11 protein-coding genes are annotated in these 13,659 nt (G+C 72.9%); 3 read left to right on the top strand and 8 right to left on the bottom strand.

What is annotated here, in order from left to right; all coding sequences use genetic code 11:
- Positions 1-17 precede the first annotated feature (17 nt).
- The 3 genes from ACQUSR_RS21985 to ACQUSR_RS21975 all read right to left on the bottom strand — a co-directional run bounded on the left by ACQUSR_RS21985 (position 18) and on the right by ACQUSR_RS21975 (position 4,166).
- On the bottom strand, positions 18-1,736 hold the full coding sequence (locus ACQUSR_RS21985; protein ID WP_431044308.1) for an AMP-binding protein: 1,719 nt from the start codon (positions 1,734-1,736) through the stop codon (positions 18-20).
- 197 nt (positions 1,737-1,933) lie between these two features.
- Entirely contained in the window at positions 1,934-2,335 is a 402-nt protein-coding gene (locus ACQUSR_RS21980) for a hypothetical protein (RefSeq protein ID WP_304461870.1), read from the bottom strand.
- Between the two features lie 535 nt (positions 2,336-2,870).
- Positions 2,871-4,166, bottom strand: coding sequence for a M6 family metalloprotease domain-containing protein (locus ACQUSR_RS21975; RefSeq protein WP_431044307.1), 1,296 nt, complete (start codon positions 4,164-4,166; stop codon positions 2,871-2,873).
- 323 nt (positions 4,167-4,489) lie between these two features.
- Here ACQUSR_RS21975 and ACQUSR_RS21970 point away from each other — a divergent pair, with 323 nt between their 5' ends.
- On the top strand, positions 4,490-6,319 hold the full coding sequence (locus ACQUSR_RS21970; protein ID WP_431044306.1) for a putative bifunctional diguanylate cyclase/phosphodiesterase: 1,830 nt from the start codon (positions 4,490-4,492) through the stop codon (positions 6,317-6,319).
- Here the strand turns inward: ACQUSR_RS21970 and ACQUSR_RS21965 are convergent.
- The 4 genes from ACQUSR_RS21965 to ACQUSR_RS21950 form a co-directional block, all read right to left on the bottom strand.
- A complete protein-coding gene (locus tag ACQUSR_RS21965; RefSeq protein WP_431044305.1) occupies positions 6,274-7,395 on the bottom strand; it encodes an LLM class flavin-dependent oxidoreductase in 1,122 nt (373 codons plus the stop codon). The two genes, ACQUSR_RS21970 and ACQUSR_RS21965, sit on opposite strands and share 46 nt — an antisense overlap.
- A gap of 149 nt (positions 7,396-7,544) precedes the next feature.
- Positions 7,545-8,402, bottom strand: coding sequence for an MOSC domain-containing protein (locus ACQUSR_RS21960; RefSeq protein WP_431044304.1), 858 nt, complete (start codon positions 8,400-8,402; stop codon positions 7,545-7,547).
- A gap of 58 nt (positions 8,403-8,460) precedes the next feature.
- A complete protein-coding gene (locus tag ACQUSR_RS21955; RefSeq protein ID WP_431044303.1) occupies positions 8,461-9,222 on the bottom strand; it encodes a maleate cis-trans isomerase family protein in 762 nt (253 codons plus the stop codon).
- Between the two features lie 93 nt (positions 9,223-9,315).
- Complete coding sequence (locus tag ACQUSR_RS21950) at positions 9,316-10,227, bottom strand: maleate cis-trans isomerase family protein (protein ID WP_431044302.1); 912 nt, start codon at positions 10,225-10,227, stop codon at positions 9,316-9,318.
- Positions 10,228-10,474: 247 nt separating this feature from the next.
- Between ACQUSR_RS21950 and ACQUSR_RS21945 the strand changes: the two genes are divergently transcribed.
- Positions 10,475-11,425 (top strand): D-2-hydroxyacid dehydrogenase, encoded by a 951-nt coding sequence (locus tag ACQUSR_RS21945; protein WP_431044301.1) that lies wholly within the window; start codon positions 10,475-10,477, stop codon positions 11,423-11,425.
- A 43-nt stretch (positions 11,426-11,468) separates the two neighbouring features.
- Positions 11,469-12,968, top strand: coding sequence for an amidase (locus ACQUSR_RS21940; protein ID WP_431044300.1), 1,500 nt, complete (start codon positions 11,469-11,471; stop codon positions 12,966-12,968).
- Between the two features lie 58 nt (positions 12,969-13,026).
- On the opposite strand, the gene ACQUSR_RS21935 is transcribed toward ACQUSR_RS21940, so the two are convergent.
- Positions 13,027-13,587 (bottom strand): DUF3830 family protein, encoded by a 561-nt coding sequence (locus ACQUSR_RS21935; protein ID WP_431044299.1) that lies wholly within the window; start codon positions 13,585-13,587, stop codon positions 13,027-13,029.
- Positions 13,588-13,659 lie beyond the last annotated feature (72 nt).

Below are 13,659 nucleotides of genomic sequence, written 5' to 3'. Positions count from 1 at the left end.
GGAGCCGATGCCCACTGTCATGCGGTACTGCTGCGGGAGAGGGCCCGGAGACCGCCCTCGGTCGCGGGGCGCGGGGCGACCGGATATCCCGTCCGCATGCCCGGGGCGAACTCGGCGTGCAGCGCGCGCACCTCGCCTCGCAGGAACTGCTCGCGCAGCACGGAGCCGGCGAGCTTCGCGCTTCCGGCTCGGCGCAGCGTTCCCGGGCGTACGAGCAGCACTCCGTCCACAGCGGCCCCGAACTCCGTCGCGATCCGTGCCCGCACCTCCTCGGCGAGCCGGGGCAGCCCGGCCCGCGGGCCACCCGCCGTACGGACCTCCTGCACCACGACCAGATGCCCGGTGCCGGGGCCGGTGCAGAAGACCCGCGCGGTACCCAAGGGCCGTCGGCAGCTGAGCAGTTCGCGCTCGGCGTCCTGAGTGTTCAGCGTCACCCCGCCGGTCAGGAGCGTCTCATGGAGCCGCCCGGTGAAACGCACCTCTCCGTTCCATACAAGTCCCAGGTCCCCGGTGCGCAGATAGCCGACCGCGCCTTCCACCGTACGGGCACCGAAGGCGTCGGCGGCGTCCGGCGGGTTGCCCCAGTGGCCGGAGGCGACGGCCGGACCGCGGGCCCAGACCTCGCCCTCTTCGCCGTCGGGAAGCGTGACGCGGGTGTGCGGGTCGACCACACGCAGCTCCGCCCCGGGGACCGGGCCGCGGCCCTCGGCGGCGAGCCACGGCGCGGCCTCGGCGGGGGCGTATCCGGGCACGAGTGCACCGGGGGCCAGGCCGGCCGCCGCACAGCGCCGCGTGAAGGCCGCCATGGTGGCGGACGAGACCGGCTCGCCCGCGTTCACCGCGGTACGCAGCCGGGAGAGGTCGGGAAGGGGCGAGCCCGGTTCGCCGAGGATGCGGGCGGCGCACCGGGCGAAGTGGGAGTCGGGGGCGACGGTCTCGGTGACGGCGTGCAGGCTGATGGCCCGCAGCCACTCGGCGGGGTCGGGGCGGGGCGGCAGGAGGACGGCGGTGGCGCCCAACCACAGCGGGTGCAGCAGTTGCCCGATGAGGCCGAGGGTGTGGTGCCGGGGCAGCCAGCCGCCGATCCGGGAGGTCCTGCCGGCACCCAGCGTCCGCCGCAGCGCGTGCATTACGGCGAGCAGGTTGCCGTGGGTGATGCGCGCGCCGCGCGGGGCGGTGGCAGGCCCCGAGTCGTAGGCCAGCAGGGCGAGGGTGTCGGGGGAGGTGCGGGCGGGCTGCCAGGCGACGCGCGGGTCGCGGTGTGCGGACGCCCGGCGGGCGTGACGCGTGTCGGCCGTGGGTGGCAGGCAGTCGACCGCGAGGCAGGTCAGCCGCGGGCGGCCCGCGAGGGTGAGCTGCCGGGAGATCTCGCTGGCGTGCGCGGCCTCGGTGAGCACCAGGTGCACGGCGGCGTCTCTGGCGATGGCGGCGGTGCGCTCCGCCGCCGTACGGGACGGGCTCGGCGCCGGTACGGGGACCGCGACGGCCCCCGCGTAGAGGCAGGCCAGCAGGGCCGCGGCGGCATGCGGCCCGCTGTCCATGGCGATGAGCACCCGCCTGCCGGGGGCGTCGTGGGCCCGGAGCCAGGTCGTCACGGCACGTGCCCGGTGGTCGAGTTCGTGGTGGAGGACCCACTGGGCGGCCCCGGCCGCTGGCTGATGGATCACCGCCGTGTCACCGGCACTCCGCGTGGCACGTGCCAGCAGGGTGTCGGCCAGATTCGCGGATAGGGGCATCGACTCAACTCCGTGGCACCTGACGTCCGGAGCCCCCAGTGTCACGACGGCGTCTCGCGTACGACTTGATCACCAGTGGATACCGCCGCGTACCCGAGGTGAGGGTGCCGAGCGGAGGCCGGCGACGTCCGCCCTCCGCCTCAGCCCTGCCGCCCGACGGGCACGGCGGCGTGGCGCACCGAGTCAGTTCACCAGGGTCAGTTCATCAGGCCGGGCGCCTGGACGTCGGCGACCGAGAAGCCGGGCATGGCACGGTCCATGGCGAGGGACGAGAGGTCGGACACCGACGGGACGCCGCGGTCCAAGAGCTGGGTGGCCGAGGGGACGTTGCTGAGCGGGTCCCCCTGTCCGGCCTGCGGGAGCTGGCCCTGCTGAAGGGGGAGCCCCGCCTGCGGCAGCGATCCGGTGCTGGGGAGGCTGGGGACGCTCTTCTGGGCGCCGGTGTTGGCGAGTTCCGGCCGCAGCACTCCGGCGAGGGGCCCGACCACCCCCTCGCCGTCGAGGCCCGCGCCGAGGGCGGAGGCGGGGCCGGCGCCGGCGACGACTCCGAAGGCGCCGAGGGCGACGGCACCGAGGGACTTCAAGGTTCCCTGCTTCATAAGAAATCTATCCTTGAGACGGGGGAGTTGAGCAGCACTGCAAAATAGCCGCGATTTTGACACCACCGCAAACATCACGAGGGCGGGGAGTTCACCTTCGCGTCTTTTCCGAACGGTTCACTTCAACCGTTTCCAGCGATGTATCCGCTGGTCACCGGCGATGGCGACGCCATGGACGGAACAGCCATTCGAGGTCCGGCACGCCGCACGCCCACCTGATGGCGTCATTGATCACCAGGAGATGTTCACCGCATGGGTTGAATGCGCATCTCATCGCATCGACTGGGGAACCGCGCCCTCCATGAAGTGCTGACATTTGTCACTGCCCCGATGTCGTCACGCTGCGTAATCTTGCGGTATGACGAACACAACGAGCGCATGGGCGGCGCGCGATGCGACGGGGTACGCAGCGCGGGCGACGCCGGAGAGGACGAAGCGCGTAGCCGGGGCGGGGCGTGCGCGCGGTGCGGACAGCGCGGACGGCGTAATCCGTGTACGGGCGCGGAGGGTCGGGGTGGCCCGTGGCGTCGGCTCGCTACGGCTCCTTGTCGCCCGTGATCCGCACGGACCACGCCCCGTCGGCGGTGCGGTCGCGCACCTGGACCCGCAGACCGCCTGGGTCTATGTCGAGGGCTTCCCCGACACCGAGAGGGGCGTCCGCGAGCTTAGGATAGACCGACTCGCCGTGGCACGCCTCGCTGCCAGGGTGGGCATCGAGCACCTCTATCGGGCCGTCACCAGAGGCGATGTCGCTGCGCACGCGGTAGACCAGCACGCCTTCGGCGCAGATGCCCGCGTCGTTGCCGAAGGCGCCTCGCGCCTCTATGGCCACCACCTCGGCCGGGCCGGTGCGGATCACGACGAGGCGGGTGCGGAGGTCGGCGCCGGGCGCCCCCCGGGGCGCGGGGGCCCCTATGGGTTCGAGGCTGTGGAGGGTGCGTCCGGGGGCGCGAAGGCAGGTGACCTGGCGCCCCCGAAGCCAGCCGAGCTTCCATTTGTGCCAGCCGAAGGGGTCGGGAGCCAGGCCGAACTGACTTCCCATCAAGTCCCAGTCGCCGACCCGGGTGTCCCAGTCGTCACCGCCGTCGGTGGGTCGGCGATACAGGTCGGGCAGATCGAAGACATGACCCGTCTCATGGGCGAGAACGTGCAGGTCAGGTGGGTGGTTCTCAAAGACTGTGACAAGGCGGCGCAGCGGGGTGCCGTCGGCGTGCAGCGGCTGGTCGAAGTTGACGACCTTGGTCGCGTCGGCGTCGATGCCGGGGGCGTCGGGGTCGGCGACGAGATAGACGATGTCGTAGCGGGCGAAGTCGACGGCGGGGTCGGCGGCGGCGACCGCGTCCCGCAGATAGGCGGTTCGGTGGGCGGGGTCCCAGTCACGCTGTATGGCGTACGAGGTGGATTCCTCGGGCATGGATATCCACCGCCGCATGGGGTGGACGCGCAGGTCGAACTGCCCATAGGAGGCGCGCCGGAAGAAGTCGGAGGTGCCCGGGAAGTGGTCGGAGACCAGCTCATCGGGGGTGGCATAGGGCTCGGCGTCCGGGAACGACAAGAAGATCATCACGGCGTTGAGGGCTCGGGTGGGGCGTGGATAGCCGGTGTTCCAGGTGTCCAGCCCTTCGGAGTGGTGGACGTCCCCGCGTTCGAGGACGCAGGGGCCGCCCGGGTCCGCCGCCGCGGCGGGGCCGCTGATGACGGTTGTCGCGATCAGTGCGGCGAGGGAGGTCAGCACGGACCCGGCGCGGCGTGACCAAGGCGGCCGGTCCACTCGCTCGGGTATCTGCGGACGCTCCACATCGACCTCCCGGAAGGCATCGGGGCATCTCATCCACGGTGAGTCGGAATGCCGCGGGGCGTCCTGTTCCGTTGACCCGGTCGAGTGAAAGCGGCGGCTTCCGGGTACCTAACTGACGGTCACACTCGGTCATTGACACAGTGGGTCCGTGCAGACTTGAGCAGAAACGGCCAGACACATGATCATGAAGCCAAAGGTCCCGGTTCCGTTGCTGGAACGGCCGGAGTAACAGCCTCTATGATCGCCACACTTCCAGCGGGTATTCCCTATTCGGGTGGCCCTTCTCCGTCCACCCGAAGCCCGGTGTGAGCCATGCAAAGGACCTGTACGAGACGAGCACCACGCGGGAGCGAACGGTGAGCGGATCCCCTGATGGCCAGGGCCCCGCGCCCCGCACCACGCCGCCGACGATCACTCAACGTCATGCTGGACCCAGTGTCGACGGCCGCGGGGCGGCAGCTGCTGACTATCGCGCGGCCTTCAACGGGGCCCGCCTCGCCATGGCGGTCGTCGACAAGGACGGGCTGGTGCTGGACGCCAACCCGGCCCTGGGCGAGTTGCTGGGCACCGAGCCCGGCCGACTCACTACCCGGAGCGCCGCCGACCTCGCCGACCTGCGCGACGACCCCCACCTGTGGGCCGAGTACCGCGAGGTACTGGGCGGCGACCGCGCCCGGCTGCGCTGCACCCGCCGGCTGAAGCCCGCCGACGGCCGTGCGCTGTGGGCCGAGGTGACGGTCGAACCGTTGGCCGCGCCTGCCGCCGACGGCGGCAGTGTGCTGCTGTCGCTGGTCGACATCAGCGACCGGCACGAGCTGCAGGCCAGGCTGCGCCATCTGCAGATGCACGACCCGGTCACCCGGCTGCCCAACCGCAGCCTCTTCTTCGAGCGGCTCGCCGCCGCTCTGGAGGAGGCCGCGTGCACCGACGAGGGCACCGGCCGCGTCGGGCTGTGCTATCTGGACCTCGACGGGTTCAAGGCCGTCAACGACACCCTCGGCCACCGGGTGGGCGACCGGCTGCTCGACGCGGTGGCGCAGCGGCTCACCGAGTGTGCCGCGCCAGGGGGGCATCTGGTGGCCCGGTTGGGCGGGGACGAGTTCGCGCTGCTGATCGAGAACTCGCAGGGCACCGAGCAGCTGTGCGACCTGGCCCGCAACGTGCTGGCGGCCCTCCAGCGTCCGTTCGACGTGGGCGGCCAGCGACTGTCGGTGTCCGCGAGCATCGGGCTGGTGGAGCGCCCGGCCGCCGAGACCCACGCCACGTGGTTGATGCAGGCCGCCGACACGACGCTGTACTGGGCCAAGGCGGACGGCAAGGCCCGTTGGACGCTCTTCGACCCGGAGCGCAACGCGCACCGTATGACCCGGCAGGCGCTGTCCAGCACCCTGCGCCCCGCCGTCGAGCGCGAGGAGTTCGTCCTCGACTACCAGCCGCTGGTGGGGTTGGTCGACGGCAGTGTGCGGGGTGTGGAGGCGCTGGTGCGATGGCAGCACCCACGATTCGGCAGACTGTCGCCGAATCGGTTCATCTCATTGGCGGAAGAGAATGGCGCGATCGTTCCGCTGGGCCGCTGGGTGCTGGAGACCGCCTGCCGGCAGGCCCGCCGCTGGCAGCTGGCGCATCCGGCCACCCCGCTGCTGGTCAGCGTCAATGTGGCGGTTCGGCAGGTGTGGGACTCCGATCTGGTCGCGGATGTCGGGGCGATCCTGGCCCGTACCGGGCTGCCGCCCAGGCTGCTTCAGCTGGAGCTGACGGAGTCGGCGGTGATGGGGTCGGCCGGGCGCCCGCTGGAGGCGCTCCAGCAGCTCCACGACATGGGTGTCGCCATCGCCATCGACGACTTCGGCACCGGCTACTCCAACCTCGCCTATCTGAGCCGGCTGCCCGTCTCCACCCTCAAGCTCGACGGCTCGTTCGTGCGGGGCTTCCGGGCGGAGGAGCAGCCCAACCCCGCCGACGAGACGATCGTCGAGGCGCTGGTGGAGCTCGCGCACCGGCTGGGGCTGACGGTCACCGCCGAGTGTGTGGAGAGCGCCGAGCAGGCCGAACGGCTGGCGCGGATCGGCTGTGACACCGGCCAGGGGTGGTTCTACTCCCGGCCGGTGCCCGCGGACCGGATCTCCGCGATGGTCAGCGGTTACGCGGCGGCTGTCGGCGGCTCGCAACGCGCCGGGAGGCCGTAGGCGTCCGCGATCAGCTCGTAGGAGCGCAGCCGGGCGGCTGGGCCGTGCCCGGTCGTCGTGATCTTGATCTCGTCCACGCCGGTCCGCTTGATCAAGGCGTTCAGCCCTTCCCGGACCGCGTCCGGGGTGCCGAACTGCACATTGGACAGCCAGCTGTCCACGAAGTCGCGCTCGACGGCGTTGAAGTCGTAGGCCTCGGCCTCCTCCGGGGTCGGGATCAGGCCGGGGCGGCCCATCCGCAGCCGGATCATCGACAGCGCCCCGGTGAGCGCCTGCCGGCGGGCCTCCCACTCGGTCTCGGCGGCGAAGGCGGAGACCCCGATGGAGGCGTACGGTCGGTCGAGCACCGCGGAGGGCCGGAAGTGCTCGCGGTACAGGTCCAGCGCGGGGACGGTGTTGGCCGCGGAGAAGTGGTGGGCGAAGGAGAACGGCAGGCCCAGCGTCCCGGCGAGGCGCGCGCTGAACCCGCTGGACCCCAGCAGCCACACCGACGGCCGGTCGGCAGACTGCACCCCGCCGGGCACGGTGCCCTGCACCGGGCCGGGTACCGCGTGGATCCGTGCGTAGCGGTGCCCGTCGGGGAAGTCGTCGTCCAGGAAGCGGATCAGTTCGGAGAGCTGCTGCGGGAAGTCGTCGGCGCCTTCATTGGGCCGGTCCGCACGGCGCAGGGCGGCGGCGGTCGCCCCGTCCGTCCCGGGTGCGCGCCCGAGGCCGAGATCCACCCGGCGGGGCGCGAGCGCCTCCAGGGTGCCGAACTGCTCGGCGATGGCCAGCGGCGCGTGGTTGGGCAGCATCACTCCGCCCGAACCCAGCCGGATGCGGTCGGTGTGCGCGGCGAGGTGGCCGAGGATGACGGCCGGGGAGGAGCTGGCGACCCCGGGCATGGAGTGGTGCTCGGCCACCCAGAAGCGGTGGAAGCCGCGGCGCTCGGCCAGCTTGGCCAGGGCGGTGGTGGTCCGCAGGGCTTCCGCGGCCGTCAGTCCGGCGCCGACGGTCGCCAGGTCGAGCACCGACAGGGGTACGGGTGCGCTGCCGAGGGGCTCGGCCCGGATGATGTCGTGCTGCTGGTCGGCCACAGTGGCCCGCCTCCCTGGTCATGGCGTGAACGGGGCACGCCTCTCGGCGTACCGCACGGCCTCAACCGGAGTGCTTCTCCGTTTATTCCCGGGCCCCGCCCCGGGGCCCCAGCGGCCGACAGCTCCGACTCGCCCTAGGACCAGCGGGTCTACAGCTCCGACTCGCCCCAGGACGTGACCCTCAGCGCGTCGCCCACCGCCAGCTTGCCTGTCCGCAGGACGGAGAACTTCACGCCGAGCGAGACGCCGCCCTGCGCCGCGCGGCGGTAGCGGGCCAGGGAGCGCAGCGGCTCCGGGCCCGCCCGCTCGCCGCGGCTCTGGTCGACCAGGGTGACGGCGCAGCGAATGGCGAGCTTGAGGTAGCCCAGTTCGGTGTCGCCGATGCCGATCCGGCGGGCCCGGTCCTCCTCGTGCGGCTCGTCCCACCCGTCCACCACGATGTTGGGCCGGAAGCGGTCCATGGGCAGCGCGCTGCCGCCCGCCGCCGCGAGCCGGCGGTTCAGCTCGTCCAGCGTGGCGCGGGAGAGCATGTGCACGGCGCCACTGTCGGCGTAGGCGGCGGTGCCGGGGTGCACACCGTCGACCACCCGCTGGTGATCCGACGGCACCCGCACCAGCCTGCTCGGCGCGCCGAGCACATCCGACAGCCACTCCGCCACGGCCTGGCCCTGGTCGATGCCCCGGTACGGCGTACGGAACATCTCCACGTCCCGAGGCGTCGACGTCGCGTCGACGGCGACCCGTAGTTCCTCCATGCCCGGAGCGCGCAGGGTGAGCTGGTCACCGGCCTCGTTCACCTTCGGGCGGATCACCGCGAGCCGCGGGGCGGTCCGCTGGCTGCGGAAGACACCGTTCTCGTCCACCACCAGGAAGGCGCGGTCGTGGGCGAGACCGGCCTCGGTCAGCCGGGCCTCGCTCAGGGAGGTGCCAGCGCAGCCCTTGACGGGGTACGTGGTCAGCGCGACGACACGGGTCCCCGGATCACTCAGGCCATCGGTGCTCGTCATACGGCCAACCTAATGATCGGACCACGGCGGAGGCGACCATTCCGCCGGGTGCGCCCGCTCACGCGAAGAGCGTGCCGAGGCCCGGCCGGGTGAGCGGGCGGTCCAGGAGCCGCAGCCCCTCCCACACCGTGACCTGGTTGGCGGTGAGGACGGGTTTGCCCAGCGCCGCTTCGAGGTCGGGCAGCCAGGCCGCGGTGTGCAGGGCGGTGTCCGGCAGCAGGACGGCCTGCGCGTCCGGATGGTCCCCCGCGCATGCCAGGCTCAGCACCTCCTCGCGCCCCCACGTACCGACCTCCGCCGCCGTGACGACGCCGCTGCCCCGCTCGGCGACGACCTCCGCGCCCGCGGCCTTGAGGAAGGCGGTGAAGTGCCCGGCGACATCCTGCGGATAGGTCGCGGCGACGGCCAACCGCGTGACACCGAGCGCCCGCGCGGCGTGGACGAACGCGAACGACGTACTGGACGCGGGCAGCCCCGCCGTCACCGCCAGCTCCCGCACCTGCTTGTGCGCGCCGTCCCAGCCGAAGACGAAGCTCGCGCTGGTACAGGCCCAGACCACGGCCCGTGCGCCCTGGCGGGCCAGGTCCGCCACCCCCGCGGCGAGCCGGGCCGCCGACCCCATCTCCAGCAGCGCGTCCACCCGGTGCGCGTCCTCGCCCATGTCGGTGTGCGCCACGGGCAGCCGGACGGCGCCGCCCAGCAGGGTCTCCAGCCGGGGGTAGTCGTCCTCGGCCGAGTACCCCGGGTACAGGAAGCCGACCGCATCCCGCCCGGTCTCCGCCGCGTGCCGGACCGGATCGGCCCCGGAGCCCGTCGTCATCCATGACCTCGCTCTCCCGCGGCCGTCCCGCCGCGTCGCGAACCATCCGCCTGAGTCATCGCCGGCCACACCGTTGATACCCCGTCACAGCCGTCACACCGGTGGCGGCAGGCCGCCGCCGAGGTCCTCTCCCTCGCGCCCCTCCCCCGGGTCCGTCTCCGCGGCGGGCGGCCCCGCCAGGGCCGCCTCCGGCCCCGGCCTCATGCCCGCGGGCGCCGGCCCCATGCCGATCGGCCCCGATCCCGGCCCCATGCCCGCCGGGCCCGACCGCGCCGCCGGGTCCAGCAGCGCCTGGTACGGGCCTATCGCATGCGCGCCGATCGCGCGCAGCGCCGCCCACACCGTCACCTGGTTGGCGGAGAGCACCGGCAGCCGCAGCTCCGCCTCGAGCTGCGGGATCACGTCGTACGTGGGCAGGTTGGTACAGCTGATGAAGAGCGCGTCGGCCGCGCCCACCACCGCCTGCCGGGCCATGTCGACCACATCGCGGTACGGCACCTTCCAGATGTGCCGGGTCAGCCCCAGATACGCCCGCCCCGTCACCGTGACGCCCGCCTCGCCGAGGTACTCCTCCAGCGCGTCGGTCACCGACCTCGTGTACGGGGTGACCACGGCGATCCGCCGCGCGCCGATCTCGCACAGCGCGTCCAGCAGGGCACCGGAGGTGGTCAACGACGGCACCTCGCCCGCCAGCCGCATCGCCGCGCACATCGCCCGCTCCCCCGCCACGCCGCCGACGAAGCTGCCCGAGGCGCACGCGTACGCCACGACCTCCGGGGCCACCTCGCTCAGCGCCCGTACCGCGTTGTCCAGGGTCTCGTGCTCGCTGACCAGCCGGGCCAGGTCCAGCCCCACCTCGACCGGCACATACGGCGTACGGGTCAGATGCAGGGACACGTGGTCCGGGACCCAGCGCCACAGCTCGCGGTCCAGTGCGAAGTCGAAGGGGGCGACGACGCCCACGCCGCGCTGCGGCTGCGGGCCACCCAGGAAAGAGACGTCCATGTCGAGCCCCAATGCGACGGAGAGGCAGCGGTGGGCCGGACCGTGTGGCCGGAAGAGATCCGGCCGTGGGAGGCCGGAAGTGTGAGCCGGTGTGAGTGCCGGGACGCCGGGACAGATGCCGTTGTTGACGACGGTAGTTAATGCTGCCTAGCGTGGTCAATCGGCACATGTCCGGCAGTTTCCGGTGACCCGCACAGACCGACATCCACAGCACAGCGGACCCCCATTTCGAAACGGTTTCCCTGCTATGTCCGAAAGCACCGTCGTCGTCTTCGGTGACGACCCGCCCGTCCGCCTGGACCGGCTGGCCGGCCGGGCCCGGGTGCTCGTCTGCGACGAGAGTTCGCTGCCCGAGCTGCTGCCCGCCGCCGACGCCCTGCTGGTCTGGGACTTCGCCTCCGACGCGGTACGCGCCGCGTGGCCCGGCGACGGCCCCCGGCCGGCGTGGGTGCACACCGCGAGCGCCGGAGTGGACCGGCTGATGTGCCCGGAGCTGGCCGCGTCCGACACGGTCGTCACCAACGCGCGGGGCGTCTTCGAGCAGCCGATCGCGGAGTACGTGGCCGGGCTGGTGCTGGCCATGGCGAAGGACCTCCCGGGCAGTTGGGAGTTGCAGCGGCAGCGCCGCTGGCGGCACCGTGAGACGACGCGGCTGGCCGGGACGCTGGCCGTGGTCGTCGGAGCGGGCCCCATCGGACGGGCGATCGGCGGCACACTCGGCGCGCTCGGCGTCACGGTGCGGCTGGTGGGGCGTACGGCGCGCGCGGGCGTGCACGGCGCGGAGCAGCTGCCCGGACTGCTTCCGGACGCCGACTGGGTGGTGTGCGCGGCGCCGCTGACCGAGCAGACGCGCGGGATGTTCGACCGGGAGGCGTTCGGGCGGATGAAGCCCACCGCCCGGTTCGTCAACGTCGGCCGAGGGCCGCTGGTCGTCCAGCCCGATCTGGTGACGGCGCTGGTGGAGCGGCGGATCGCGGCCGCCGCGCTGGACGTCTTCGAAACGGAGCCGCTGACGGCGACCGACCCGTTGTGGGACGTCCCCGGGCTGCTGGTCTCGCCGCACATGAGCGGTGACACGGTCGGCTGGCGGGACGATCTGGCCGAGCAGTTCCAGGACAACTACGACCGCTGGGCGGCGGGCGAGCCGCTGTTCAACGTCGTCGACAAGCGGCTGGGGTACGTACCGGTGGACGACTGACCGGCGGCGGCGACCTACGCAGACCTACGGAGGGACCGGGACCGTGCGCGACGCGACGACCGACAGGACCGACCAGACGACCGCCAGTGACCCGACCGGCCCGACCGACGCGGCCGACCCGACCGGCGCGACCGACCCCGCGGATCTGACGGCGACGCAGCTCGTGGCCCGGTACGCCTCCGGTGACCTGTCCCCGGTCGAGGCGACCCGTGCCGTACTCGCCCGTATCGAGCGAATCCAGCCAAAGGTCAACGCCTTCACCCGGGTGGACGCGGACGGCGCGCTGCGGCAGGCCGAGGCGTCCGCCGAGCGGTGGCGGCGGGGGGCGCCCGTCGGACTGGTCGACGGCGTACCTGTCACCGTCAAGGACCTGCTCCTGCTGCGCGGCGCCCCGACGCTGCGCGGCTCGCGGACCGTACGCGCCGACGCCGCGGCGTGGGACGAGGACGCGCCGTCGGTGGCGCGGCTGCGCGAGCACGGCGCGGTGTTCGTGGGGAAGACCACGACCCCGGAGTTCGGCTGGAAAGGGGTCACCGACAGCCCGCTGACCGGGGTGACCGGCAATCCGTACGACCCCCGGCGCACGGCGGGCGGCTCCTCGGGCGGCAGCGCCGCGGCGGTCGCGCTGGGCGCCGCGCCGCTGAGTCTGGGGACGGACGGCGGCGGCTCGGTCCGTATCCCCGCGTCCTTTTGCGGGATCTTCGGATTCAAACCCACCTACGGGCGGGTACCGCTGTACCCGGCCAGTCCGTTCGGCACCCTCGCGCATGTGGGGCCGATGACCCGGGACGCGGCGGACGCGGCGCTGCTGATGGATGTGATCAGCGGGCCGGACTGGCGGGACTGGTCGCAGCTGGCCCCGCCGGAGAGCCACTTCCGGGCGGCGACCGCGAACGGCACGGCGGGCGTGTCGGGGCTACGGGTGGCCTACAGCCCGACGCTCGGCGGCACGGCGCGGGTGCGCCCGGACGTGGCCGCCGCGGTGCGGCGCGCGGTGGAGCTGCTGGCGGAGCTGGGCGCGGGCGTGGAGGAGATCGACCCCGGCGTATCGGACCCGGTGGAGGCGTTCCACGTGCTGTGGTTCAGCGGCGCGGCGCGCCTGGTGCAGCCGCTGGCGGCGGACGACCGGGAGCTGCTGGACCCGGGGCTGCGGGAGGTCTGCGCGCAGGGGGCGGCGTTCAGCGCGCTGGACTATCTGGCCGCGGTGGACGTGCGGATGGCCCTGGGCCAGGCGATGGGCCGGTTCCACACCGCGTACGACCTGCTGGTCACGCCGACGCTGCCGGTCACCGCCTTCGAGGCGGGCGCCGAGGTGCCCGAGGGCTCCGGCCACACCCGGTGGACGGGTTGGACGCCGTTCACCTATCCGTTCAACCTGACCCAGCAGCCCGCGGCGACCGTCCCGTGCGGGGTGGACGGCGACGGGCTGCCGGTCGGGGTGCAACTGGTGGCCGCCCGGCACGCGGACGCGCTGGTGCTGCGAGCGGCGCACGCGCTGTACGAGGCGGGGGTGGCCGAGGCGGTGGCCCCGCCCGTGCTGTGACAGCCGGGGCCGCCCGGCCCTGGCAGCTGCGGCCCGCCCAGCCCAGCCCCCAGGGGCGCTACCCGGCCCTCCGGAAACTCAGCGTCTCGCCCAGCGCCCCCGCCCGCCACAGGTCCTGGCATGCCGCCGCCATCCGGTCCAGCCCCTCGACGACCGCGCCCCAGACGATGCCCGGCACCCAGCCGGCGTCCCCGTTGATCAGCAGGTTGTTGCGCTCGTAGAACAGCGCGAGGTCGACCACCTGGTGCTGCCCCCGGTGCCGGGCGTCGGACTCGTATCCGTAACTGGCCGTACCCAGCTGGGTGTCGGAGAAGGTGAAGTAGCACAGGTCACCGGGGATCGGCGTGATCGTGGGGTTCTCCAGCGGCGGCTCCTGCGGGGCGAACGGCGGCAGCAGCGCGTAGATCTCGTTGCGCGCGTACTTCGCGTGGTAGACGTCGCCACCCAGCGGCAGCGCGTTCCACACCGCGTCGCAGGTGATCGGCGCCCGGTCGTCCAGCAGGACGGCGGTGCAGGTCACCCCGCGTTTGTCGAGCGAGACCTCGACGCGGCGCTGTCGGGTGGCGGTGGGGGCCGCCGGGGCGGGGGCCGGGGTGGCGGCGGTGGAGCGGTCGCTCATCGGCACTCGGCTCTCCTCCGAATCGTCGTCTTCCGGAATCTTCCGTCTTAATCCCTCTACCCCCGCCCTGGA

Source organism: Streptomyces sp. P1-3 (assembly GCF_050613155.1).
Lineage (GTDB): Bacteria > Actinomycetota > Actinomycetes > Streptomycetales > Streptomycetaceae > Streptomyces.
Note: the sequence above shows the minus strand (reverse complement) of the source record. Positions and strands in the feature narration are given on the sequence as shown.